We start from the raw sequence: 22,528 nt of genomic DNA, 5'->3' as shown, positions 1-22,528 counted from the left end.
TTCACCGGAAGTCGCGCGTCTTGACCCGCACGACCTCCTCCGAATCCATGCCGGCGGCGTGCGGTGGCCAGTAGCTATCGCGCGGCCCCGGCTTCCAGCCCGCGTCGCCCCGGTCCGGCCAACCTGCATGGCGGGCGCCATCGCCGCGGCCGGTCGCGTGCGGGAAGTCCATCTGCCCAACCTTCGAGAGCAGGTCGCCATAGTCGATGATCCGGTCGCAGATGACGTGAATGACCTCGCCTTCTTTCTGAACCCGCCCCTTCATCCCGATCATCGCCGCCGACATGACGGTTCGGCGCTGCGCCTCGAAGCGGTCGGGCCAGAGGATGCCGTTGGCGATCCCGCTCTCGTCTTCGATGGTGATGAACAGCACGCCCTTGGCGGACCCAGGCTTCTGGCGGACGAGGATGATGCCGGCGACCTCGACATGGCGCCCGTCGCGGATGGTCGCGAGATCGGCGCAGCGTTTGACCCCGCGCCGGGTGAGATCGTCGCGGAGGAAGGCGAGCGGATGGGCGCGCAGCGAGAGTTGGAGGGCGCGATAGTCCTCGACCACTTCGCGTCCGTCGGACATCGGCTTGAGGGTGACGACCGGCTCCAGGCCCTCCGGGCTGAACGCAGCCTCGCGCTCGTCCGCGGCGGCAAACAGCGGCAGCGGCGCCTCGCCGAGGCCGCGCACCTTCCATAGGCCCTGCCGACGATCCTCGCCCAGCGCGTGGAAAGCGTCAGCTTCGGCCAGTCGCTCGATCGCGGCGCGGGGCACGCCCGCTCGGCGCCAGACCTCCTCGACCGATTGGAACGGCGTCTCGCCGCGGGCGGCGACGATTGCAGCGCCATGGACGTTGGCGAGCCCGCGGACCTGTCGGAGACCCAGGCGCACAGCGAGGGTGCGACCACGCGTCGGCTCGAGCGTGCAGTCCCAGCGGCTGGCGTTGATGCAGGCCGGGCGGACCTCGACGCCATGCTCGCGGGCGTCACGGACCATCTGGGCGGGCGCGTAGAACCCCATCGGCTGCGCATTGAGGAGCGCGCAGCAAAAGACGTCGGGATGATGATGCTTCATCCAGCACGAGGCGTAGGCGATCTTGGCGAACGAGGCGGCGTGGCTCTCGGGGAAGCCGTAGGATCCGAACCCCTCGATCTGCTTGAACGTCCGCTCCGCAAAGTCGCGAGGGTAGCCGCGCTCGACCATGCCGCCCACGAGCTTGTCGAAGAAGTGGCTGACGCCGCCGGTGAACTTGAACGTCGCCATTGCGCGTCTGAGCTGGTCGGCCTCGGAGGGCGTGAAGCCGGCGCCGACGATCGCGACCTTCATCGCTTGCTCCTGGAAGAGCGGCACGCCGAGTGTCTTCTCGAGCACCGCGCGCAGCTCTGGGCGGGGGTAATCGGGCTTCTCGATCCCCTCACGGCGGCGGAGGTAGGGGTGGACCATGTCGCCCTGGATGGGACCAGGGCGCACGATCGCGACCTCGATCACGAGATCGTAGAAGCGCCGCGGCTTCATCCGCGGCAGCATCGACATCTGCGCGCGGCTCTCGATCTGGAAGACGCCCAGCGTGTCAGCCTTCTGGATCATGGCGTAGACGTCCGGGTCGTCATCCTGGAGGTCAGCCATGCCGACCCGGATGTCCTTGGCCTCGTCGAGCAGGTTGAAGGCCCGGTTCATGCAGCCGAGCATGCCCAAGCCCAGCACGTCGACCTTCATGAACTTCAAGGCATCGATATCGTCCTTGTCCCACTCGATCACCTGGCGGTCGACCATCGCCGCGGGCTCGATCGGTACGAGATCATCAAGCCGATCATGGGTCAGCACGAAGCCGCCGGGATGCTGCGAGAGATGGCGGGGGACCCCAATCAGCCGCCTCGCGAGGTCGAGCGCCAGCCGCAGCCGCCGGTCGCCCATATTGAGGCCGAGCTCGTTGACCTGCTTCTCGCCAACACCTTCCTGGCTCCAGCCCCAGACTAAACCGGCGAGCGCCTTGGTAAGGTCTTCAGGTAGGCCCAGCGCTTTGCCGACCTCGCGCACGGCGCCGCGCGCGCGGTAGCGAGTCACGACCGCGGTCAGCGCGGATCGGTCACGGCCGTAGGTCTCGTAGATCCACTGGATGATCTCCTCGCGGCGCTCATGCTCGAAGTCGACGTCGATGTCGGGCGGCTCGCGCCGCTCGCCCGAGACGAAGCGCTCGAACAGCAGCTCGTGCTTGATCGGGTCGATGCTGGTCACCCCCAGCACAAAGCAGACGCAGCTGTTCGCTGCCGAACCACGTCCCTGGCAGAGGATGCCGCGACGGCGGCTCTCCGCGACGATGCTGTTCACGGTCAGGAAGTAGGGCGCGTAGCCAAGGTCGCCGATCAGCCGCAGCTCGTGGGCGATCTGTTTCTGGTAGGGGAGCGGCACGCCGTCGGGGAACATCCGCCCGGCCGCCTCGCGGGTAAGCTGCTCGAGCGCGCCCTGCGCCGAGAGGCCCTCGACCACCTCCTCGTGCGGATACTGGTAGCTGAGCTCGCCGAGATCGAAGCGACACGCCCGCGCGATGTCGGCCGTCGCGGCGATCGCATCGGGGAAGGCGGCGAAGCGGCGCTCCATCTCCTCTGGCGACTTCAGGTGACGATCGGCATGCCGTTCGCGCCGGTGGCCGAGCGTGTCGACGGTGCACTTCTCCCGGATCGCGGTGACCACGTCTTGGAGAAGGCGCGCCTCGGGCGCGTGGTAGAGCACGTCGCCGGTCGCGACCGCGCGCACGCCGGCAGCCGTTGCCTGGGCGGCGAGTTCGTGAAGCCGCATCGCGTCGTCGGGTCGGCGGCGCAGTGCCAGCGAGCAGTAGCCGCGGGTGCCGAACGCCTCCCCGAGTTCCTCCAGGTGGCGGGCGGTGGTCTCGCCGGGCAGGTCGGGTAGCAGGATCGCGATCAGCCCCTCGGCTCGTGCCGCGACGTCGCTCCAGCCGAGCATGCAGCCGCCCTTGCCGGCGCGGGACTTGCCGAGGGTGAGGAGCCGGCTCAGGCGCGACCAGGCAGGGCGGTCAGTCGGGTAGAGCAGCAGGCCGCGACCGTCGTCGAGCAGGAGCCGCGCGCCCGCGATCAGCCGGACCCCGGTCGCCTTTTGCGCCTCCCAGGCGCGAACCACGCCGGCGACGCTACCGAGGTCGGCGACGCCCAGCGCCGTGTGCCCGAGCAGGGCGGCGGCGGCGAACAGCTCTTCGGGCGAGGAGGCGCCGCGCAGGAACGAGAAGTGGCTCGTGACCTGCAACTCCACATAGCCGGTCATGACGCCTGTCCGCCGGCTTGGTATGGCGGGCCGATCAGGAGGCGGGCATGGATACGGTCAATGTGGCGGCGGGCTTCGCGCGCATCGATGAACAATGGCGGCCCAAGATTGTCGGCCGTCTCAACGGACAGGAGGTGAAGCTCGTCAAGGCCGAGGGCGTGTTCCCCTGGCACACGCACGCCGACGTGGACGAGATGTTCCTCGTCCATCGCGGCCGTTTCCGGGTCGAGTTCCGAACCCACATCGCGGATCTCGGGCCCGGCGAGTTTGTGATTGTACCGCGCGGCGTGGAGCATCGGACAGCCGCCGATGAAGAGGCCGAGGTCATGATCTTCGAACCGGCCGGCGTGCCCAACACGGGCGATGTGCTGGACGAGCGATTCACGGCACCGATCGGAGCGGAGATCTAGAGTCATCCGAACAGCCCGTGCATGTACCAGCTGAGGTCGCCGGTCGCGCCATCGACACCGTCGCCGCGCCGGAACAGCCAGAAGCGCGCGCCCGCCTCGTCCTCAACGCGGAAATAATCGCGCACCGCCCAGACCTCGCCGTCGCGCCGCCACCACTCGCCATGGATGCGTTCGGGGCCATCGCCCGCCACCACGGCATGGGCATGCCCTCGCCAAGTAAAGCGACGCGGAGGATGGTCGGGCAGGAGCGCCACTACACCGGACAGCGGCTCAGGCCGGCGCAGCAGCCGGACGGGTCGCTTCCACGCCGGCCAGCCCTGAGGGCTCGCCATCGGTTCGACACGGATGGTCGCGCGCTCGGGCACGTCGCTCTCAACCGCGCCGACCGTGAACAGCGCCGTCGGCCCCGCCCGGCCCGCGAGTTGGTCGACAAGGGTCGAGAGGTCGGCAAGTCCGACGTCGCCCGCGAGCGTGCCCCCGAGCGGAGTTGCGCCGAGCGGCTCGGTCCGCGGCGCCGCCAGCCGCATCGCCTCGATGCCGAGACCGGGATCGACGCGCTCGATGCGAAGATGAAAGAGGCGCGCGAGGTGAGCTGCATCGCGGGTGGCGCGCACCGTGCCGATGGCCAGCCGCTGCTCGCTGCCGTCGACGCGATCGAGCGCCAGCACCAGCGTCCGCGCGCCAAGGCCCCGTGTCCGCAGCTGCTCGACCATGTCGGCAAGCAGATCGCGGATGACCTGCTCAATCGCCTCCGCGGTCCCGATCGGCTCGAGCAGTCGTAGCGTTGCGACCGGAACCTCGTGGGCCACGACCGGGACGATCGGCTCGGCCACCCGACCGAGTGCCTCGTCGAGCCGGCGGACGCTGGCGAGGCCGAGGCGCCGAGCGAGCGGGCCGCGCGGGAGGGGTAGCAGGTCGCCGACGCGCTCCAGCCCGAAGCGGGTCGCCGCCGCCAGCGCCTCGGGCGTCAGGCGAAGCGCCGCGAGCGGCAGACCAGCGAGTGCCTGTGCCTCGCGGCCGACCTCGATCCGCTCGATCGGCTGGCCGCCGAACCGTGCCAGCGCGTGCGCCGCGCCGAGCGTGCCCGCGACCGCGACCCGCGCCGTCAGTCCGAGCCGTCGGCAGAAGCCGAGCAGGCGCGCGGAGAACCGCTCCTCGCCGCCGAACAGGTGGGTGACGCCGGTCAGGTCGAGCCAGAGCCCATCCGCCCCGCTGATGGCTGCGGTTGGCGTCCAGTGCCGCACCGCATGGGAGGCGAGCTGATCCAGGACGACCGCATCGGCGGCGGGATCCGACGCGCGGATGTCGAGCCCGGGCAGGAGCGCTCGCGCCTGGGTCACCGCCATACCCGGCACCAGGCCAAGCGCGAGGGCCGCGGGGCAAGCCGCCGCGATCAGCTGTTGATTGCCGATCTGGTGCGCCAGGATCAGCGGCGGTGCGGGCGCCTCCGCCCGTTCTGCCCTCGCTACGGTCGCGGCGAGCGGCGCATGCTGCCGCCCTTTGAACGGATGCTCGGCGGCTTCCGACCGACGCCGGAGTTCGCGCATGGTTGGTTGCTGATGGAGCGGGAGTGCGGTCGCCTCGGCCGCCACGCCCAAGCGATCGCGCGCGCCCTCGCGCGCCCAGCGTGCACCCGGCCGCCAGTTGCCGCCCCGCGGCACCGAGCAGGCGCCAGGGTCGTCGTCGACGGGCAAGGGGGAGAGGGCACGCGGCTCAGGCTGCGCGCGCGGTCGCTCCAGCCGCCGGAGCCGCTCGATGCTGAGCGCCGGCAGGTAGAGCGAGGCGACCCGTGTCATCTGAGGCCTCGACGAGAAGGGAGAAGGGATTGCCGCCCCGCTGGCGGACGAGCTCTACCGTCCAGCGCGCTCGGCCGACGCCCGGCGCGGGCAGCCGTTCGGACGGTGCACAGGCGATCCGCCAGCGCGTCGTCGCCGCTGACAGCTCGGACAGGGGACAGACACCCTGCCGCCGCCACCGGCGCGACAGGAAGGCGGGGGTGCTGCCCGCGTCGGCGGCGAGCTGGAGCCTGCGGCTCGCGGTCATGTCGGCGCGACGGACCTCGCCGACGACGGCGGCGAGCGCACCGTGCCGCAGGCCATCCTCCATCAGCGCCAGCACGTCCTTGTCCTCGCGTCCTTCGGCAAAGAGGATCCGGCCGGGCGGCAGTCCTGCCTGCTCGAGCCCCGGCGCGTAGAGGTCGAACCGGCTCACCACCCACAGCACGCGGGTGTCGGCCGCCGCTGCCAGACGCGCGGTTATGCCCGCGATGAAGAGCGTCGCCGCGGCGTCGTCGCTGAGCGACGGGGCCGCGGGCGCGATGTCGTGCAGGGCGGCACCATCCAGCCCATGGTCGGCCAGCCGGCGGTCGATCTCGGGCAAGGCAAAGGGAAGGGCTGCCACCTGCCGCGGGCGCACATCGGCAATGCTCTCGCGGAGGCGTGTCACAATTTCGGAGTGGGAAGTGGCGGCAGGCATCAGACGGAATCGACTCTCATGTTCCTCTTATGTTCCGCATGGCGGCGAGGTCGGTCAACCCACGGAGCGTAAAAGAATCTGGCCGGGATAAGCCCGACACGGTGCCCTGCTGGTGCTGCCCAGCGCCGGAAAGGCTGAAAACAGCGCCTGCTCACCCCATTTCGGATGAAAATCGAAGACGGAGCAGATGATGGCGGGCGGTTGGACGCGGGACGGTGCCGTCCAGGATCAGATCGACGACTCGGTCGCGGATGCCATCCTCGCCGCCCGGGCCGGCATGCCGACGGGCGAAAGTGAAACCCACTGTGTCGAATGCGGCGAGCCGATCCCCGAGCGTCGTCGGATTGTCCTCCCGGGCGTTCGCACGTGCGTCGCGTGTCAGTCGCTTCGCGATGCCAAGCCAAAGGCGTCCGCCATCAATCGGCGGGGAAGCAAGGACAGCCAGCTGCGCTGATCAAGCGCACTGGGATGCAGATCATAGTCGAGCAGTTGCCGGCCGGTTCTGCTTTAGGCCAGTCTAGGCGTCGGGGAACTTCGCTCCAACCCTTGCGCTCGAGCAATTGGTGTCGAAGCTTCCACGAAAGGGAAGATCATGGCCGAAGCAAGCTGGGGTGATGCAGCGTCGCCCGAAATCGACTGGCGGATGAGCGCCGCGCTCGAGAACGTCCCGCGCGGCCTGGACGAGCTGGTCGAAGTCACAAGCCTGAAAAAGGCGGTGCGCGCATGGCTCGACCTCGATCCTTGTCATCAAGAGGACGCGATTCTGATCCCGCAACGCCCGCTGATCGTCGATGGAGTTTCCATGATCGAGGTGCGGGGCGACAATATCGGCTCGCTCGCTTTGGAGTTGCCCGACGCGAAGCAGGTCGACCCTGCCTCACGCCCTGAGCCCGACGATGCGGGTTAGGACGATCGCGCGCGCAGGCTGCGGAACGTGATCGACCAGCGCGTTCGGTCCATCTCGGCGATGCTGTGTTCCCAGCCATGGCGCGCCGCGCCGCTGAGGTGATAGGCGCCGCGGGGCGGCAGCGGCACGGCGACACGCTCAAAGCGGGTGCCGACGCGGCGGCGAAAGCGCATCGTGGCCTGCGTGCCCAGCGACAGCCCGACCACATGCTCAAACGCCGGGCGGTCACGATGCCAGCCGATGCCCGCGCCGGGATCGTAGCGGATCAGCAGGGCCTGGACGAGATCGTCGACCGGCAACCGGGCAAAGGCGGCCGCGCGATCACGGATCGGCAGCAGCCAGTCGGGTAGCGGCTCGCCGCGCTCCAGCCTTCCCGCATCGAAGTCGTAGCGCCAGCCATAGGAGCTGGTCAGCCGCTTGCCGGTCCAGCCCTGGAAGCGGAACGGCGCCAGCGCCGTCGCGTCGATCGCCGCAATCAGCATCCGCTCCTCGGCCTCGCTGACGAGATCGTCCTGCGACGCGAGCCCGGGCAGCGCCGGGGCATCGAACAGGTCCGCCATAGCCATCAGGCGGCGCTCTCGTCGGCGTGTACCGGTCCCGGCGGCTCCCAGCCGAACACGCTGCGACCACCGAACGCGTGCGATTGGCTGCGCTCCTCCGCGATCAGCGCTTCGACCGATGGGCCCGTCGCGGTGGCCTCCAGCCGTCTCGCCTGCTGGTCGAGGCGCCCGATCGCCGCCAGCTTCTCGTCCTGGCCGAGCTTCGCGGCCGCGACCGCCTCCTTCATGACCGCGATCGTCCGGTCATAGACGCGGGTCGGGACCGGGTAGGGATGACGGTCCTTGCCGCCATGGGCGAGGCTGAAGCGGGCAGGGTCGCTGAAACGACACGGTGTGCCATGAACCACCTCCGCCACCATCGCCAGCGAACGGACGGTGCGCGCGCCGACGCCGGGCACCAGCAGCAGCTCGGCGAAGTCCTCAGGCCCACGATCGGCGGCAGCGGCGAGCGCGCCATGAAGTCGACGCTCGACCACGTCCTCGGCCCGGACCTCATGATGATCGGGCATGACGAGGTGCGGCAGCATGGCCTGCGCGGCCGGCGCAGATGCCTTGCCGTGGGCGGGTCCGAGCCGGGCAAGCTTGCGGACGATTCCAGCGGGTCCCGCATCTCGGAGCAGATCGAGCTGGCGTTCGCGCGAGGCGGCGGCGCGCCGGTCGGTGAGGTTGACGATCTGACCCTGATTGGCGCCCTCGACCGCGGCATGGGGCGCGTCGACGAAGCTCTCCAGTCCCTCGGAGATCCAGTGATAGCGGCGCGCCTGCTTCCGGCCGTCGTTCATGCCCTGCTGCACTACCACCCAGCGACCGTCGTCAGCGACGATGAAGCCGTGGAGATAAAGGTCGAACCCATCCTGTACCGCGGCGCTGTCGACCTTCGCGACCAGCCGACTGGAACGCGCGAGCGCATCGCCATCGAGACCGACGCGCTCGCCCACCGCGACAAGCTCTGTGGGGGTCGCGCGGCTGTGCCGCCCGCGACCGCCGCACACGTGCAGGCCGAGCTCGCTCGAGAGAGGGGCAAGGCCGCGCTTGAGGGCGCCAAGCACGCTCGTTGTGATCCCCGACGAGTGCCAGTCCATGCCCATCACCGCGCCGAACGACTGGAACCAGAAAGGGTGGGCGAGCCGGCGCAGCAGCTCGTCGCGGCCATATTCCAGCACGATCGCTTGCGCGATCACCGCGCCTAGCCGGGTCATGCGCTGGCCAAGCCAGGCGGGTACGCGCCCGCCATGGAGCGGCAGGTCGGCGCTCCCCGATCGCCTGCCCATCAGCGAGCCTCCACCATCATCGAAGCGCCGCGTGAGTCCGGTTCCGCGCTGAATAGGGGCAGGGCCGGCCCATCGCGCACGGGTGCCTCGAAGTTGGAGACGGTCACCCCGACCAAGCGGATGCCGGTTTCGGGCGGGTAGATCGAGCGGACGAGGTCAAGGCTTGTACGGTGAAGCTGATCCCGATCGGTCACCGCGCCCGCATGGCTGCGGCTGCGGGTGATCTGGCGGAAGTCTTGGAACTTGATCTTGACGGTGACCGTGCGCCCAAAGGCCTGGGTCTTTTCGCACCAGCCCCAGACATCGTCCGCCATGCGCAGCACGCCGGCCTCGATTTCGGCCGGCTCGGTCAGGTCGCGGTCGAACGTGGTCTCCGAACCCGAGGACTTTCGGGCGCGGTTCGGGTTTACCGGGCGATGATCCTCGCCGCGGGCAATCGCATGGTACCAGCCGGCCGAACTGCCGAAATGCTCCTCGAGGAAGGCGAGCGGCTTGGCGCGGAGGTCGGCACCGCTCTCGATGCCGAGCCGCTTCATCTTGGCCGCAGTCACCGGTCCGACGCCGTGGAAGCGCGCGACGGGCAATGTCTCGACCCAGGCCGCGCCCATGTCGGGCGTGACGGCGAACTGGCCGTTGGGCTTGCGGTGGTCCGACGCGAGCTTGGCCAGGAACTTGTTGTAGCTGATGCCGGCCGACGCAGTCAGGCCGGTCTTCTCGAGGATGCGCGCCCGGATGGCCTTGGCGGTGGCCCAGGCCGTCGGTAGCCCGGCACGGTTGCCGGTCACGTCGAGATAGGCCTCGTCGAGCGAGAGCGGCTGGATGAGGTCGGTGTATTCGGCGAAGATCGCATGGATCTGACGCGAGACGGCCTTGTAGACGTCGAAGCGCGGCGGCACGAAGACGAGGTCGGGACAACGCCGAAGTGCTGTGACCGAGGGCAGGGCTGATCGCACCCCGAACGCCCGTGCCTCGTAGCTGGCCGCCGCGACGACGCCGCGCGCTGCGGCATAGCCGACCGCGACCGGCCGCCCGCGCAGGGCCGGATCGTCGCGCTGTTCCACGGACGCGAAGAAGGCATCCATGTCGACATGGATGATCTTGCGAGTCGAACGGCCTTCCATCGCCGGGCAGCTTAGCAGCGCGCGAACGAACGAGGAACATGTGATCTGCGGCCCGGCTTCAGGATCATTCTACCCCTGAGCGACGGAACGGCACCAGCAACGCTGCGCTGTACGAATCTGCGGGCGTTACGGTCCGCCAGGGAGTGCCTCACATGGCCGACGAGAATGTAGCGATCCTGTACCGGATGATCCTGCCGGACCACACCTGTCCATTCGGCGTACGCGCCAAGGAGATGCTGGAAGAGGCGGGGTTCGAGGTCGACGACCGCATCCTGTCCTCGCGCGAGGAGGTGGACGCGTTCGAGGAGGAACAGGGCGTCGATACGACGCCGCAGGTGTTCATCGATGGCGAGCGTATCGGCGGGAGCGACGACCTCGAACGGTATCTCGCGGCATGAGCCAACCAGTGTCGAGAAAAGGAGCAGTCGGGCTGTCGCGCCCGGCGGCGATCGCGATTGTCGCTGGTGTGATGAGCCTGGGCGCGCTTCTCGGACGCCGTAACGCGCCCGACCCGTCCCACCCGAACATCCGGCGCTGGTACAAGCGGCTCGACAAGCCCGCCTTCACGCCGCCCAATCCCGTGTTCGGGGCTGTCTGGCCGATCGTGGAGAGCGGGCTGGCGATCGGCGGCTATCGACTGCTCCGCCGACGGCCAAGCGAGGGTCGCAACCTGGGCGTGGCCTTGTGGCTGCTCAACACCGGCATGATCGGCGGCTGGACCGAGCTTTTCTTCCGTAAGCGTGAGCTGGGCGCGAGCGCGCTCGCATCCGGCGCCATGATCGCAACGGGAGCGGGCTATGTCGCCGCAGCCGCGAAAGTCGATCGGCCGGCGGCGGCGCTCGGCCTGCCCTTTGTAGCCTGGCTCGGCTTTGCGACCCTGCTTGCCGAGCAGGTGTGGCAGCGCAATTCGGATCCGGACGTCCCCGCGTCCTGACCAGGGCTTTGCGTGCTCACCCGGTCGCGTCTGGCGTCGTCGGACGCTAGGTGAAGCCGATGGCGCGCAATCGTTACTATCAGGGACCGCCCACCAACCATTTCGACGGCGTCCGCTTCTTCAACCCGGGACAGCCATCGACCGATCGCGGCCTCACCGCCATGCTGCGCTGGAAGCTGGCTGGCGGTGCCGCCAAGTGGCCGGTCTCGGTGCCGGTCACCCCGGCCAAGCCGGAGTCGCGGGTCGCAGGCCTCCGGATCATCATGGTCGGGCATGCCTCGCTGCTGATCCAGGCGGCGGGCCGGAACGTCCTGACCGATCCGGTCTGGTCCGAGCGCGCCAGTCCCGTCGCCTTCGCCGGGCCGAAGCGGGTGACGGCGCCGGGAATCGCGTTCGAGGACCTGCCGCCGATCGATGCCGTGCTCATCAGCCACTGCCACTACGATCACCTCGACGTCGCGACGCTGCGCCGGCTCCAGGCGGATCATGCGCCGCTGATGGCCATGCCACTCGGCAACGATGCCATCGTCCGCGCTGCTGTTCCCGACGCGCGCTGCATCGTCGGCGACTGGTGGGACCGGCTGCCGCTGGGCGAGGGGATCGCGACCACGCTGACCCCGGCCTGTCATTGGGCGAACCGCGGGCCGACCGACGTGCGCATGGCCTTGTGGGCAGGGCATCATCTGACCACACCCTCCGGCTCGGTCTGGTTCGCGGGTGATACGGGCTACGGTGACGGCGTGATCTTCAGGGAGATGCGCGAGCGGCTCGGCGCGCCGGACGTGGCGCTCATTCCGATCGGTGCCTACGAGCCGCGCTGGTTCATGAGCGCGCAGCACGTCAACCCGGCGGAGGCGGTCCGTATCTTCAAGGACGTGGGTGCCGGCCAGGCGCTCGGCATCCACTGGGGCACGTTCCAGCTCACCGACGAGGCGCGCGACGCGCCGCGTCTGGCGCTCGCCTCCGCGCTGTCGGCAGCGGGGCTGCCGCCACGGCGCTTTGTGGCGGCGCAGCCCGGCACCGTCCACGACTTCGAGCCCGCGGGCGGCTAGAGCATCTCCAGCGGCACAGGTCCGGGCGGCCGCGGGAAGATGTCGTCCAGCCGCGCGAGATCGGTGTCGGAGAGGTCCAGGTCCGCCGCCGCGCGATTCTCACGAACGTGGGGCGCCGATCCCGCCTTGGGAATGGCGACGGTCCCATCGCGCGCCAGCAGCCAGGCAAGCGCCACCTGCGCTGGCGTGACGCCACGCTCACGCGCGATGACGGCCAGTCCGCGATGGGCGAGCAGGCGTCCCTGCTCGACGGGGCTGTAGGCCATCACCGGCACGCGTCGCTCGGCAAGCCAGGGGATCAGGTCGTGCTCGGGCCCGCGGCGGGTCAGATTGTAGAGGATCTGGTCGGTCTGGCATCGCTCACCACCGGCGGCGACCAGCTCTTCCATGTCGTTGGCATCGAGATTGCTGACGCCCCACCGGACGATCTTGCCGGCCGCGACCAGTCGCTCCATCGCCTCGACGGTCTCGGCCAGCGGCACGCTCCCGCGCCAGTGCAGCAGGTAGAGGTCGAGCCGGTCGGTGCCCAGCCGCTCGAGGCTCGCCTCGCACGCGCGCGGCAGCCGCTTGGCGGAGGCATTCTGCGGATAAGCCTTGCTGACGAGAAAGACGCGGTCGCGCATGCCGGCGATCGCCTCGCCGACGAGGCGCTCGGACTCGCCGTCGGCGTACATCTCGGCCGTGTCGATCAGGGTGAGGCCGAGCTCGACGCCTTCGCGCAGCGCGGCAATCTCTTGGCCGCGGCGGCTCGGATCCTCGGCCATCATCCAGGTGCCCTGACCCAGTGCGGGGACAGTCGTGCCGTCGGGGAAGCGGATCGTCTTCATGGGCGCACAACGTGCCATCCCGCCGATAGGACCATCTGCCGCGGCCCGACGTTGGGCACGCGGAGGTATCGATGAACGAGGATGACGAGCGCTGGATGCGCCGGGCGATCGAGATCGCCCGCTCAAAGGGTTCGGACCCGTCCACCTCGCCGCTCGGCTCGGTAATCGTCCTCGACGGCCGCGAGATCGCAGGCGAGCGCAACCAGACCCAAGAACTGCCCGACGCCACCGCGCATGCCGAGATGATGGCGATCCGCCGCGCCTGTGAGGGCACGGGCGAGCTCGAGCTGCGCGGGGCGACGCTCTACTCGACGCTCCAGCCCTGCGGCATGTGCACCATGGCCTCGATCTGGTCCAAGGTCGGTCGCGTCGTCTACGGCGCAGGACGGAAGGACGTGCATCCGATGTATTTCGAGGCGCGGCATGTCGACACGCTGTCTTTCATCGCGGACGCCTATCGCGACGATATCTTGATCGAGGGCGGGTGCCTCCGTGAGGAGTGCGCCGGCCTCTATTACCCACCCGACGCGGACCTGCCGCGAGACGAGCAGGCTAACCTGTGAGCGAGCCCGACACCCTGATGCTGGGCCCGAACGGCTGGGTGCCTAACAATCCGGCGCTGCCGGTGCTGGTCTATCGCGGCATCGTGCCCGTTGGCGATCCGGAAGCGATCGAGGCGACGCTTCGCCGGAATGACTGGCGTCCGGATTGGCGCGACGGCGTCTACCCCTACCACCACTACCACTCCACGGCGCACGAAGCATTGGCCTGCACCATCGGCTCGGCCGAGCTGATGCTCGGCGGGGAGGGCGGCCGACAGGTGCGGATCGAGGCGGGCGATCTTCTCGTGCTGCCGGCCGGCACTGGGCATTGCCGGATCAGGGCCAGCGACGACTTCCTGTTGGTGGGCGCCTACCCGGAAGGGCAGGATTGGGATGTCTGCCGCCGGGCGGCAGACACGGCAACGCTCGCGCGCATCGCCGCCGTGCCGCTGCCGCAGGCCGACCCGGCCGAGGGCAACAGAGGTCCGCTCACGCGGCTGTGGAGCAACAAGGCATGATCGACATCAACACGGCATCGGCGGACGAGATCGACGCTGTGCCGCAGCTCAAGGGGCACGGGTTCGAGATCGTCCGCTACCGCGAGGAGCGCGGGCGGTTCGAGGCGGTGCGGCAGTTCGAGGAAGTGCCCGGCATGGCTGGCAAGGCTGCCGGGCTGGAGGACGCCATCCGCTTCGGCTGAGCTCAGCTGCGCGCCTCGACTGCGATCAGCGGATCGCCCGACCGTCCGTCCGCGAGCAGATGCCCCTGGACATCCTGGAAGCCGGCTTTTTCCAGGTAGAGCCGGATGAGTGCTGCCTGGCCACTCATGTCGAGCGCGCGCCAGATCGCGACCGCCTTGGTCGGAAAGCACCGGTTCGAGAAGCTGGCGATTGCCACGCCCTCCGGCTTCAGCACCCGCCGGATTTCGCGAAACACCGCCAGAGGGTGCTGGAGATATTGTACGCCGACGCACACCAGTACCGCGTCGAACGCCTCGTCCGCCTCCGGCAGGACAGCATCCTGGTTGAGGTCCTGGACGAACCATCGGCCGAGGCGCGGATTGGCGGCGAGCTCCTCCGCGTTCATGCCGTGGCCGACGACCTCGAGATCCAGGCCGGGCGGCAGGTGGCTGACCCAGCTCGACATGAGGTCGAGGACGCGATCGCCTGGTTTCAACCTCGATGCATAGTGTCTGGTCAGAGCCTCGACTGCCGCCTCATCGATATGTGTGACGAGGCGGGTGGGCGCGTAGAAGTCGAGGTCGGACCCGCCGTCCTGCTTGGCGAACGCCTCGGGTGGCAGACCCAGCGCCTCGGTCTCGCTCATGCTGTGCTCCCGAGTGCTTCGTACCAGTCGGCATAGCGGGTGTTCCGCGCCATCCGCCGGTTCTGGTCAGGCGTGCCGTCGCTCCACCAGACAGGTCCACGCTCGCCGAGAGCAATCTTCGCTTCATTCACCCGTGTCCGCGCCGCCGCGAGCGCGGCGTCGTCGCGGCCCTTCAGGGCTGCACCGACCGCCCGGCGAGCGTTCATCAGTTCGGCCGTGAGCGCTCTCCGCTGCTCGGCATCGAGATCAGGATTGGCACGTCGCCAGAGCCGGCCGCGCACGACGATGTAGCGGCCGTCCGGCGTCACCGGCGGTGGGGCTGAAGCTTCGGCCGAGGACGCAATCTTGAGCGACAACATCAGGTCCGAACGAGCGGGCGGCAGGCTGGTTCAGGGGATCGGTCGATCGCCTCGTCATGCTCATCTCATTGGCCGCGAGCCGGACCGAACTGAAGCTGGTCCAGACACGCGTCGAGGATGGAGAAACGCTCCACTCCCTTGCTGTCGCCTGCCTGCCGGAACGCCACGATCCGCTCGGCGACCCATGCCTTGGCGCGCTCGCCATGAAGCCGCTCGATCGCGAGCGCCTCGGCTCATCGTTCCTGGTCCTCGGTCATCGGCATGGACCCGCAACATACGCAGGCTGAACCATTCCGCCACACCCGGGCAGCTGCCTTGCAGGCCCGAAGCGCCGAATCAGATGCCGATGTCATAGGGCTTGGTGCGCGCCGGCTCGAGATCGAGACCCTTCTCCGGCTCAGCGGCCCGCGTCGGTTGCCGGGCCGGCTCGGGGCTTGCAGGGAGAACCTTGCCGCTGGTCTCCAGCGCGGATGTCTTTCCGCCGGCATTGCGGACGAGCTGGCGTTCGAGCCGGACGGCATTGTCGACGACGAGCGTCAGCGAGTCTCGTAGCCGGGTGACGGTCACCAGGAAGGTCTGCTGGTTGACCAGCTTGGTGTCCCGCGTCTCGATGACCGCGATGCCCCGGTCCGATGTCAGCCCCTGCGCCATATGGGCGTTGAGCGCGTAGGCGAGGTCTAGACGCTGGAGCATGAGATCGTTCGGCTTCAACGTGACGCTGCGGCCCTGGCTCGTCTCCAGCATCACCTTGCCTGACGCGATCGCGGTGATCCGCGCTTGGTCGGCATTGAACAGGCCACGATCATGGTCGTTTGCCGTCCACCGGATCCGGTCCCGCTCGTGCAGTTCGAGCGCCTTTGCCTCGTAGAGCTGGAGCGGGCTCTCGCCCGCCCTGATCCGCAGCCGATCGGGCCGGAACGTACGTTCTGCGCCGCCCGAGAGCCGGAGCGTGACGGTGCCGCGGCCGGCGTCGACCCGTTCGACCACGGCGCGGGCGCGGGGGAGCCGCTGAGCCACCTGGGCGCGGCTGATCTCGACCAACATGCCTTCGGCATAGCTGTGCGGGTAACGCAGCTCCTCTCCGGTGACGCTGACCCGGTCCAGCACCGTCACCGCGAGCTTGTCGGTCCCGATATCGCCACGATCGACCAGCCCTTGTTGGACTTTCTCGTTGACCTCGGCGCGCAGCCGGCGACCCGAAGCGTAGATCGCGGTCCGCTCGCGGTCGGCCGGTGCCAAGGCGAGCCAGCGCTCGGCGGCTTCCGCGCTGGCGCGCTCTGGTGCCTCGACGGTGTAGGGCGCGAGCGCTTCCATCGCGCGATCAATCGCCCCGATCTGCGCGGCGGCAGCGGCGATGCGGACTGCCTCTCCGCGTGCCCGGAGGTTCTGGCTCATCTGCGCCGTCGGGGCGCCCGCCTGTTGCATCACCGAGAAGGGCTTGCCGGCATCGACCGCGCCCAGCTGCCGCGCGTCGCCGACGAACGCCATGCGGCCGATCCCGATCAAATTGGCGAGCTGGACGAGCTTCAGGTGATCGCCATTGGACAGCATCGACGCCTCGTCGACGAGCAGGGCGGCACCGCCCAGGCTGGCACGCGCGCCGGCGAGCCGGACGCGATCCGGTGCGGGGCCGAGCAGCCCTTCATGAGCCTTCAGGAAACGCGCCACGGTCATGGACTGGATGCCGGTTTCGCGCTGGAGCATCTGGACCAGGGTGTTCTGGACCGCGAGGCCGAGGACCGGTTTGCCGGCCTGGCGAATGAGATCTGCAACGGGGGCGAGCACGCTGCTCTTGCCGGCGCCAGCAACACCCTGGATTGCGACGATCCGATCTTTCGAGTTCAGCAGCATGACGCCGGCAGCATGCTGTCCGGGGTTGAGGGTGATACCGGATCGCGCCTGGGCAGCGTCGTCCAGCCTGGCCGCCGCGACGTCTGCCGCGACGTAGCACGCGCCGCCGCCGCGGCCCAATTCCACCGCTGCCAGCATCGCGCGCTCGGTCTCGATCGCCCGTGCCGTAGTGACCATCTGGTCGCGCCGGCCGGTGCCGGCAACGAGCTGGCCTGTAGCCAGCAGCGCCTCGACGCGCCGCTCAACGGCGTCGATCCCGACCGGCAGACCAGTGTCGAGCGCGGCCTTGAAGATGTCGGTCTTCGCGAATGCTGCCTCGCGCTCCTCCAGGTGCCGGACAGCCGATGCGACGGCGTGTGTTGCAGCGAACTCGGTGGCGCTCATCGCCTTGGTGTAGCGGGGCAGATACGGGTCGGCTTTCTCAATGCCGAGCTTCTGCTGGACAGCCTGGACCAGCTCGCGGCCGCGCGCTGTCGTCTGGCCGACAAAGGCGGCGAGGCGTGACCAGGGCGACATGTCCGTGGCAGTCCCGCGATCGGCAGCGGCGATGAGCCCCTGGAGATCGATGCCGGCCTCGGCGGCGCTCGCGCGCCAGGCGGTGTAGAGCGCGGCGCGGTCCTCGATCGCGTCCTTACGGGCGCGGGTCATCAGCGTCGCGGCGTCGAACGCGGCGGGGCTGCGATTGCCCAGTTCGGCAATTTTGGCGAGGATCTGCTGCCGGCGTGTGCTGAACGCCATCAGCATGTTGCGCGTAAGCCCGGCCGCTTCAAAATTGCCGTGCTTGGATCGGTCGCCGAGCGTGTAACCGAGCGCCTCCACGCGCTCGCGGAAGCCTGCCATCGCAACGGCGTTGAGGAGCGTGTTCAGCTGCCACAGCTTGCCATTGTGGAGCGCCCGCCACTTGCCGTCGGGCCCTTGCGTAACGTTGGCGACCACCGCGTGGAGATGCGCCTGCGGGTCCTGCGCGCGACTGGTGTCGTGCTCGAACAGGGCCGCCACTAGGTTGCCGGTCGGCACCACTTTCTCGGTCCCGCGCACCTCCATCCGGGTCTCGGCCGCATTGCGCTCGGCCCAGGCGAGCGTGTCCTTCACCGCCGCGCGATAGGCTTCGATGATCCGCCGATCGCCGCCGACAAGGGCCAGCAGCGACCAGCTCTTGGGGAGCGAGAAGGTGAGATCCACGCCCGCACTATGGCGGTCGGCGACGCCGACCTGCGCGCCGTTCGGGAGTGTTCCTTTGAGGAGCGCCTCGAAGACGGCCTGGTCGACTTTGCCGGTGAGGCCCAGCGCGGCCGCACCCTTGCCGACCCATTCGCCGGCAGCCTCTGGCGCGGTGGCCGCATAGTAGTTGTCGGCCGCGAAATAACCGGCGGCGCCCTTGGCCGACCTGACGCTCGCGACCGACAACATGAGGGTCAGAAGCCGAGGTCAGGTTGGTCGGTCGACCTGTCCTCGGAAGGCGCGATCCCTTCCCGAAGCTCACGACGGGTGATGTTCTCGGGCGAGGGCAGGGGGCGCACGCTCCGGCCGGGATCGAACCTGCCTGATCGACCCGCGCGCTCGGCCCTTGATCCTTCGCCTGGCTCCTTGAACGGCTCGACCGTCGCTCCGCCTGAGCCGGGTGGCTTCGCTATTGCCGGGCGAGCCGCGGTCGACGGCTCGTCCAAGCTCTGGCCGTCTGGCGAAGACGACACCTCGGGTACCGCCCCGGCCGAGCGGATAAGCGCCGGGTTGAAGTGGCGATCGGCTGGATCGGCGGCACGGGGCTCGGGTTGGTCGGCGTTCGTGCCGCGCAGATCTCTTCCTGTCGAGGCGTCCTCCTCGCGCGCGTTCCGGGGACCTGGACCCTGGTCGTTGGCGCCCGGCGGCGCTTCGCCGGCTGCGTCGCTTGCTCGCGCCGACGATGGTGCGATGGCAGGACGGGGCGCGAGCGGCGGCCGCGGCTCGAAGGGCGCAGCGATGCCGGTGAAGCCGACATAGTCGAGCCGGATGGGTGCGGCCGGGAAGCCGTCGGGGAACTTCAGGTAGCCCTGAAGGCGCGGCAGGTTCATCAGCTGGTCGGGTAGAAGGAGCGGCTCAATCTGGCGACGCGGCGTAAGGCTCACCGCGTCGCGCGCGTTGTTGTAGCCGTAGCTATAACCCTCCTCCATCTCGCGGTACTGGCGGTGGCCGATGAAGTCGGAGCACCAGGTGGCGGACTCGCGGTCGGCGGTGGCGAGCACGAGCTTGGTGCGGGCGAGCGCGGCGAGCGTCATCGCCATGTTGTCGCCATAGGTCTCCTTGAGCTTGGCGTAAGCGTGGACGCCCGCGACGATCGCGCCGCCATAGTTGCGGGCGGTCTGGAGGCCTTTTTCGAGCGCCGGCAGGCGGTGCAGCGCGCCGAGCTCGTCGAACAGGAACCAGAGCTTCAGGTCGGGGCTGCGAGGTCCCGCCATGAGCGTGTTCATGGCGGTGTCCATCCAGACGGTGAGCAGCCGGGAGGCCACCGCCATGTCGACGTAGCGCGCCGAGACGAAGAGGAAGCTGCCGGGGCAGCCCTCGCCCTCGACCCAGCGGCGAACCGAGAAGCGGGGACCATCCACAGGCAGCATCCGCAGCGCCTTCGCGTTGGCGTTGAAGACGGCGCGGATCGACTCCGCCATCCGCGCCGCCTCGGGCGCGGTCAGCGGGTCGGCCACCGTGCCCTGCATAAGCTGGTGCACATGGGCGAGGCTGGCGGTCATGAGTTCGGTCGACAGCGCGAGGTTGGTTGCCCGGCCTTCCGCGACCAGCTTTAGGCACATCTCGACGAACAGCATGCGCGCGGCGAGCACCCAGAACTGCTCGGCACCGCCGCCGTCATGAGGGACCATTGCCTCCGCCGCCGCGGTGAAGCCCGCCTCGTCGACGCAGTCCTCGAAGACCGACCATTGCGGGCAGCGGGCATCGAGCGGATTGAGGATGACGTCGCGTGTCGGGTCGAAGAATGCCTCGATAAAGGCCCCGGTCAGGTCGAAGATCACCGCGCGGTGGCGGCGCGCCCGCACCTGGCCGAGCAGGTCGCGCAGGCAGACGGTCTTGCCGGTGCCGGTCGTGCCAATCAGCATGACGTGGCTCTGCTCGAGCCGCCATGGGAAGGGCACGCCAGCGAGCGTGTAGGGCTGGTAGAGGTTGGCCGCCTGGCGTTCGGCAGCTGAGGAAAGCCGCCAGCCGGGGCCGAGGATGCGGCGATACTCGACCGCGCGCTCGGACCGGTTATGTGCCTCGATCTCGGTCACCAGGGCCGGCAGGGTTGCCAGCGTCGCGCCGCGCTCGTGGCGGCTCTCTTTCGAGCGTCGTCCGAACCAGGCCGCCGCCCAGGCAAAGGCGATGGTCGCCGGCACCGTGATCAAGGCGGCGAGTACCGCCCCGCCGCGAACCGCGACCATGCACTTGGCCCAGGCTGTGGCCATCAACGGGTGCGTGGCGGCACGTGCGATCGGCACGAGGATCGGCGCACCGTCGCGGGCCAGGTTGACCGGCTTGCCGGGATCGAACTCGAACCAGGTGTAGCCGGCGACGTAGATCCGCATCCAGCACAGGTAGCTTTCGGCGTCGCTCAGGGCGCCGTTCACGCGCCACCAGATAAGGCCGCCGAACACGGCCGTCGCGACCAGGGCAGGGCCCTTGAGGCCGGCCGCGAACATGAAGCCGAAATGCCCGATCAGCTGGCTGCCGCGGGTGAAGTTGACAAGCTTATGCCGCATGGAACCGGCCCTCCTCGGAGGTCGCCTCGCGCCACAACCGGATCACGGTCGCCCGCAGGTCGGGATCGGGATGAACGGCGAGCAGCTCGTCGAGCGCGATCGCCACGAATAGGAGCTGTCCGAGCGCCTCGCTGATCCGGTCGGGCGCGCCCCTGAGTTCGCGGGCAAGCAGTTCGCGCACGAGCTTGCCGATGTCGGTGTTGCGGGTTGCGACAAGGTGATCGAGCTCAGCGCGCATCGCGCCGCTCATGCGAACGGTGATGAAATGATGGTACGACATGCACATCTCCGATGAGCCGGAGGAGCATGGTCGCGCGTCGCAAGGCAGGGTCGATCTAGCAGCGGACGGGGGCTGTAGGAAAACGCTTTCGCTCGTGGCAGCTCGGCGGCTCCAGCAAAGGAAATCAACGGTTTACTGTTCGTCCCACAAGGAACCACGAAATGTGTCTGCCCGTGGGACCGGTTTTGGCGAGGGTCTTCAAACGCTTGTCCTGCGGGCTTGCCGCATAGGGTGTGCTCCCTTTGCGGCATATCGTCGAAGTGCTGCGGTCGGGTTGGATGGACTGACGATCGGGTCTTGATCGGGGTGCCCGGTGGGATCGCCGGCGCGAACTTAGGCTCTGCAACGAGGGTGTAATCAGCCGGGAATGAACGTGGCAGGCGTGCTCGGGGAGAAAGACGCTGCTCTGGACGAGCAAAGCGAGAGAGGCTGTCTGCCCCTCTCGCCGGCTTAGGATTCGTCGCTGCGGCCGGCAGCCACGGTGTGGACGATCCGGTCGACCAGGTCCTGCATCAGGGTTTCGTAGTCACCCTCGTCAGCGACCCAGTAGCAGCCATCGTCGGTGCGGATGATGTGCTGGTCAAAGTAGCTGTAGGGCGCCCTGGCGGCGGCCCTGGCGTAGGCGGCCATATAGGCGTCGTGCTCCGCAGCAGCAGCGGCGGCGGTGGTGATGATCGGGCTGTAGAAGGTCATCGTCCGTCCTCTCAATGTTCAAGTGAAAGACGGCGTCTGAGGGACAGCGGGGAAGATCGGGGGTCAGGGACCGCTCCGTCAGGAGCGGCCGCGTCAGCGGCGATGGGGGTCACGATTTTTTCGGCCGCGCGCTGACGCCGGCGGTGGAGTGCAGACCTCGATCGGCCGGAAAAATGGTGGGGCCCCGTCGTCCTTGAGGCCCGGTCTTCGCCGCTGTCATGCTTCCCCATGTCGAGCGAGTAGAAGAGCTCGGCCGGCGCGGGCTCGATGCCCGCGGCGGCCGATTGGATGCGGCACGCTGGAGGGGAGGACCTGCTCCGGTCTCCCGCAGAAATCCCTTTCCTACAGGTACGCGGCTAGGCGAAGAGAGAATCGGAAGGGGCTTCGACCGACAGGAGAATGGTCGTGGCCAAGAAGAAGCCGAGCGCGTTGGATGCGCTTACCCGACATGACGAGGAACGGCGCCTGCTCGAGAGCCGGCGCGAGGAGCTGCGGCGTGCTGCCGCGCTCGAACTGGGGCTGATCGCGCTCGATGCCGGCGGCGGTGCGCTGGGCGCCGAAGGCCTGAGACAGGCGATTCGCTTGGCGCTCAAGGGGAACGGCGGTGAGCCCGCTGCCGGCAGAACGCGACCGCGCGACGGGACGATCCAGCCGGCGGTGAAGGGAGAGGGCGATGCCTGACCCGATCACCCGTGAGCCGATGAGCGATGTGGCCGAGGTCATCGCGATGCTGGCCGATCCGGCGACCAGCTACTGGCTGCGCGATGCGATCGTCTCAGCCTGCCAGCGCGATCCGTTCGACGCCGAGCGTGATGCGCTGGCGCTTGCGAGCCTGCTCACCCGCCGGCTCGACGCGATCGTCACGCGGCACTTCGGCAGCCCTCCCCAGGCATGACGAAGGAGCCCCGGCGGCGGTGCCGCCGGGGCGTA

General features: G+C 68.9%; 24 protein-coding genes and 1 pseudogene. 11 read left to right on the top strand and 14 right to left on the bottom strand.

Going from position 1 to position 22,528, the window contains the following annotated elements; all coding sequences use genetic code 11:
- Position 1: 1 nt before the first annotated feature.
- Positions 2–3,265: an error-prone DNA polymerase gene (locus COC42_RS05825; RefSeq protein WP_096342247.1), complete on the bottom strand. Its 3,264-nt coding sequence runs from the start codon at positions 3,263–3,265 to the stop codon at positions 2–4.
- Between the two features lie 47 nt (positions 3,266–3,312).
- Here COC42_RS05825 and COC42_RS05820 point away from each other — a divergent pair, with 47 nt between their 5' ends.
- Positions 3,313–3,675 (top strand): cupin domain-containing protein, encoded by a 363-nt coding sequence (locus COC42_RS05820; RefSeq protein WP_096342246.1) that lies wholly within the window; start codon positions 3,313–3,315, stop codon positions 3,673–3,675.
- 2 nt (positions 3,676–3,677) lie between these two features.
- Here the strand turns inward: COC42_RS05820 and COC42_RS05815 are convergent, their stop codons facing one another.
- Together COC42_RS05815 and COC42_RS05810 are read right to left on the bottom strand one after the other, a co-directional pair.
- A complete protein-coding gene (locus COC42_RS05815) occupies positions 3,678–5,471 on the bottom strand; it encodes a Y-family DNA polymerase (RefSeq protein WP_096342245.1) in 1,794 nt (597 codons plus the stop codon).
- Positions 5,389–6,120, bottom strand: coding sequence for an ImuA family protein (locus tag COC42_RS05810; protein ID WP_245843876.1), 732 nt, complete (start codon positions 6,118–6,120; stop codon positions 5,389–5,391). Before COC42_RS05810 ends, COC42_RS05815 begins: the two co-directional genes overlap by 83 nt.
- Positions 6,121–6,340: 220 nt before the next feature.
- Between COC42_RS05810 and COC42_RS05805 the strand changes: the two genes are divergently transcribed.
- A complete protein-coding gene (locus COC42_RS05805; RefSeq protein WP_096343125.1) occupies positions 6,341–6,604 on the top strand; it encodes a DksA/TraR family C4-type zinc finger protein in 264 nt (87 codons plus the stop codon).
- A gap of 138 nt (positions 6,605–6,742) precedes the next feature.
- A complete protein-coding gene (locus COC42_RS05800) occupies positions 6,743–7,057 on the top strand; it encodes a hypothetical protein (RefSeq protein WP_096342244.1) in 315 nt (104 codons plus the stop codon).
- Here the strand turns inward: COC42_RS05800 and COC42_RS05795 are convergent.
- Genes COC42_RS05795 through dinB form a run of 3 tightly spaced genes read right to left on the bottom strand, consistent with a single transcriptional unit; the run spans position 7,054 to position 10,009 of the window.
- Entirely contained in the window at positions 7,054–7,617 is a 564-nt protein-coding gene (locus COC42_RS05795) for an alpha-ketoglutarate-dependent dioxygenase AlkB (RefSeq protein WP_096342243.1), read from the bottom strand. The genes COC42_RS05800 and COC42_RS05795 overlap by 4 nt on opposite strands.
- A gap of 5 nt (positions 7,618–7,622) precedes the next feature.
- The gene (locus COC42_RS05790) at positions 7,623–8,888 is read right to left on the bottom strand and encodes a DUF763 domain-containing protein (protein WP_096342242.1); all 1,266 of its coding nucleotides are present in this window, start codon (positions 8,886–8,888) and stop codon (positions 7,623–7,625) included.
- Positions 8,888–10,009, bottom strand: coding sequence for a DNA polymerase IV (gene dinB, locus COC42_RS05785; protein ID WP_096342241.1), 1,122 nt, complete (start codon positions 10,007–10,009; stop codon positions 8,888–8,890). Before dinB ends, COC42_RS05790 begins: the two co-directional genes overlap by 1 nt.
- A gap of 152 nt (positions 10,010–10,161) precedes the next feature.
- Here dinB and COC42_RS05780 point away from each other — a divergent pair, with 152 nt between their 5' ends.
- The 3 genes from COC42_RS05780 to COC42_RS05770 are packed head-to-tail and all read left to right on the top strand — an operon-like array spanning position 10,162 to position 11,995.
- Complete coding sequence (locus COC42_RS05780) at positions 10,162–10,407, top strand: glutaredoxin domain-containing protein (RefSeq protein WP_096342240.1); 246 nt, start codon at positions 10,162–10,164, stop codon at positions 10,405–10,407.
- A complete protein-coding gene (locus COC42_RS05775; RefSeq protein ID WP_096342239.1) occupies positions 10,404–10,943 on the top strand; it encodes a TspO/MBR family protein in 540 nt (179 codons plus the stop codon). The genes COC42_RS05780 and COC42_RS05775 overlap by 4 nt, the downstream gene beginning before the upstream one ends.
- Positions 10,944–11,002: 59 nt before the next feature.
- Positions 11,003–11,995: an MBL fold metallo-hydrolase gene (locus tag COC42_RS05770; protein WP_096342238.1), complete on the top strand. Its 993-nt coding sequence runs from the start codon at positions 11,003–11,005 to the stop codon at positions 11,993–11,995.
- On the opposite strand, the gene COC42_RS05765 is transcribed toward COC42_RS05770, so the two are convergent.
- A complete protein-coding gene (locus COC42_RS05765; protein ID WP_096342237.1) occupies positions 11,992–12,822 on the bottom strand; it encodes an aldo/keto reductase in 831 nt (276 codons plus the stop codon). The genes COC42_RS05770 and COC42_RS05765 overlap by 4 nt on opposite strands.
- Before the next feature lie 71 nt (positions 12,823–12,893).
- On the opposite strand from COC42_RS05765, the gene COC42_RS05760 reads away from it, so the two are divergent.
- From COC42_RS05760 to COC42_RS05750, 3 genes are read left to right on the top strand one after another with little or no spacing between them, the layout of a single operon-like run.
- Positions 12,894–13,385, top strand: coding sequence for a nucleoside deaminase (locus COC42_RS05760; protein ID WP_096342236.1), 492 nt, complete (start codon positions 12,894–12,896; stop codon positions 13,383–13,385).
- The gene (locus COC42_RS05755; protein WP_245843874.1) at positions 13,382–13,882 is read left to right on the top strand and encodes a cupin domain-containing protein; all 501 of its coding nucleotides are present in this window, start codon (positions 13,382–13,384) and stop codon (positions 13,880–13,882) included. Before COC42_RS05760 ends, COC42_RS05755 begins: the two co-directional genes overlap by 4 nt.
- Entirely contained in the window at positions 13,879–14,064 is a 186-nt protein-coding gene (locus COC42_RS05750; protein WP_096342235.1) for a helix-hairpin-helix domain-containing protein, read from the top strand. The genes COC42_RS05755 and COC42_RS05750 overlap by 4 nt, the downstream gene beginning before the upstream one ends.
- A 2-nt stretch (positions 14,065–14,066) precedes the next feature.
- On the opposite strand, the gene COC42_RS05745 is transcribed toward COC42_RS05750, so the two are convergent.
- The 7 genes and pseudogenes from COC42_RS05745 to COC42_RS05715 form a co-directional block, all read right to left on the bottom strand.
- Positions 14,067–14,690, bottom strand: a complete 624-nt coding sequence (locus COC42_RS05745; RefSeq protein ID WP_096342234.1) for a class I SAM-dependent methyltransferase — start codon at positions 14,688–14,690, stop codon at positions 14,067–14,069.
- The gene (locus COC42_RS05740; RefSeq protein WP_245843873.1) at positions 14,687–15,046 is read right to left on the bottom strand and encodes a hypothetical protein; all 360 of its coding nucleotides are present in this window, start codon (positions 15,044–15,046) and stop codon (positions 14,687–14,689) included. The genes COC42_RS05745 and COC42_RS05740 overlap by 4 nt, the downstream gene beginning before the upstream one ends.
- Before the next feature lie 68 nt (positions 15,047–15,114).
- Positions 15,115–15,270: pseudogene (locus tag COC42_RS18190) on the bottom strand (hypothetical protein); the annotation flags it as partial.
- Between the two features lie 115 nt (positions 15,271–15,385).
- Positions 15,386–18,310, bottom strand: a complete 2,925-nt coding sequence (mobF, locus tag COC42_RS05730; RefSeq protein WP_096342231.1) for a MobF family relaxase — start codon at positions 18,308–18,310, stop codon at positions 15,386–15,388.
- Between the two features lie 5 nt (positions 18,311–18,315).
- Entirely contained in the window at positions 18,316–20,625 is a 2,310-nt protein-coding gene (locus tag COC42_RS05725) for a type IV secretion system DNA-binding domain-containing protein (RefSeq protein ID WP_096342230.1), read from the bottom strand.
- Positions 20,615–20,905 carry a hypothetical protein gene (locus COC42_RS05720; protein ID WP_141395786.1) on the bottom strand — a complete coding sequence of 97 codons (291 nt, stop codon included), beginning with the start codon at positions 20,903–20,905 and terminating at the stop codon, positions 20,615–20,617. The genes COC42_RS05725 and COC42_RS05720 overlap by 11 nt, the downstream gene beginning before the upstream one ends.
- A gap of 450 nt (positions 20,906–21,355) precedes the next feature.
- Positions 21,356–21,598, bottom strand: coding sequence for a hypothetical protein (locus COC42_RS05715; RefSeq protein WP_096342228.1), 243 nt, complete (start codon positions 21,596–21,598; stop codon positions 21,356–21,358).
- 405 nt (positions 21,599–22,003) lie between these two features.
- On the opposite strand from COC42_RS05715, the gene COC42_RS05710 reads away from it, so the two are divergent.
- Together COC42_RS05710 and COC42_RS05705 are read left to right on the top strand one after the other, a co-directional pair.
- Complete coding sequence (locus tag COC42_RS05710; RefSeq protein WP_141395785.1) at positions 22,004–22,279, top strand: DUF6437 family protein; 276 nt, start codon at positions 22,004–22,006, stop codon at positions 22,277–22,279.
- Entirely contained in the window at positions 22,272–22,493 is a 222-nt protein-coding gene (locus tag COC42_RS05705) for a hypothetical protein (protein ID WP_217991259.1), read from the top strand. The genes COC42_RS05710 and COC42_RS05705 overlap by 8 nt, the downstream gene beginning before the upstream one ends.
- Positions 22,494–22,528 lie beyond the last annotated feature (35 nt).

Origin of the sequence: Sphingomonas spermidinifaciens, from assembly GCF_002351485.1 — a bacterium.
GTDB classification, from domain to species: Bacteria; Pseudomonadota; Alphaproteobacteria; order Sphingomonadales; family Sphingomonadaceae; genus Sphingomonas; species Sphingomonas spermidinifaciens.
The sequence above is the reverse complement of the archived record's forward strand: the minus strand, read 5'-3'. Positions and strand labels throughout refer to the sequence as shown.

Excerpts from the sequence above, each read along its gene's own strand:
- COC42_RS05705 (WP_217991259.1), top strand. The coding sequence starts at position 22,272 with ATGCCTGACCCGATCACCCGTGAGCCGATGAGCGATGTGGCCGAGGTC.
- dinB (WP_096342241.1), bottom strand. The coding sequence starts at position 10,009 with ATGGAAGGCCGTTCGACTCGCAAGATCATCCATGTCGACATGGATGCC.
- COC42_RS05770 (WP_096342238.1), top strand. The coding sequence starts at position 11,003 with ATGGCGCGCAATCGTTACTATCAGGGACCGCCCACCAACCATTTCGAC.
- COC42_RS05825 (WP_096342247.1), bottom strand. The coding sequence starts at position 3,265 with ATGACCGGCTATGTGGAGTTGCAGGTCACGAGCCACTTCTCGTTCCTG.
- COC42_RS05805 (WP_096343125.1), top strand. The coding sequence starts at position 6,341 with ATGGCGGGCGGTTGGACGCGGGACGGTGCCGTCCAGGATCAGATCGAC.
- COC42_RS05745 (WP_096342234.1), bottom strand. The coding sequence starts at position 14,690 with ATGAGCGAGACCGAGGCGCTGGGTCTGCCACCCGAGGCGTTCGCCAAG.
- COC42_RS05780 (WP_096342240.1), top strand. The coding sequence starts at position 10,162 with ATGGCCGACGAGAATGTAGCGATCCTGTACCGGATGATCCTGCCGGAC.
- COC42_RS05815 (WP_096342245.1), bottom strand. The coding sequence starts at position 5,471 with ATGACACGGGTCGCCTCGCTCTACCTGCCGGCGCTCAGCATCGAGCGG.
- COC42_RS05820 (WP_096342246.1), top strand. The coding sequence starts at position 3,313 with ATGGATACGGTCAATGTGGCGGCGGGCTTCGCGCGCATCGATGAACAA.
- COC42_RS05750 (WP_096342235.1), top strand. The coding sequence starts at position 13,879 with ATGATCGACATCAACACGGCATCGGCGGACGAGATCGACGCTGTGCCG.
- COC42_RS05715 (WP_096342228.1), bottom strand. The coding sequence starts at position 21,598 with ATGACCTTCTACAGCCCGATCATCACCACCGCCGCCGCTGCTGCTGCG.
- COC42_RS05720 (WP_141395786.1), bottom strand. The coding sequence starts at position 20,905 with ATGTCGTACCATCATTTCATCACCGTTCGCATGAGCGGCGCGATGCGC.
- COC42_RS05800 (WP_096342244.1), top strand. The coding sequence starts at position 6,743 with ATGGCCGAAGCAAGCTGGGGTGATGCAGCGTCGCCCGAAATCGACTGG.
- COC42_RS05760 (WP_096342236.1), top strand. The coding sequence starts at position 12,894 with ATGAACGAGGATGACGAGCGCTGGATGCGCCGGGCGATCGAGATCGCC.
- COC42_RS05775 (WP_096342239.1), top strand. The coding sequence starts at position 10,404 with ATGAGCCAACCAGTGTCGAGAAAAGGAGCAGTCGGGCTGTCGCGCCCG.
- COC42_RS05725 (WP_096342230.1), bottom strand. The coding sequence starts at position 20,625 with ATGCGGCATAAGCTTGTCAACTTCACCCGCGGCAGCCAGCTGATCGGG.
- COC42_RS05790 (WP_096342242.1), bottom strand. The coding sequence starts at position 8,888 with ATGGGCAGGCGATCGGGGAGCGCCGACCTGCCGCTCCATGGCGGGCGC.
- COC42_RS05765 (WP_096342237.1), bottom strand. The coding sequence starts at position 12,822 with ATGAAGACGATCCGCTTCCCCGACGGCACGACTGTCCCCGCACTGGGT.
- mobF (WP_096342231.1), bottom strand. The coding sequence starts at position 18,310 with ATGTTGTCGGTCGCGAGCGTCAGGTCGGCCAAGGGCGCCGCCGGTTAT.
- COC42_RS05795 (WP_096342243.1), bottom strand. The coding sequence starts at position 7,617 with ATGGCGGACCTGTTCGATGCCCCGGCGCTGCCCGGGCTCGCGTCGCAG.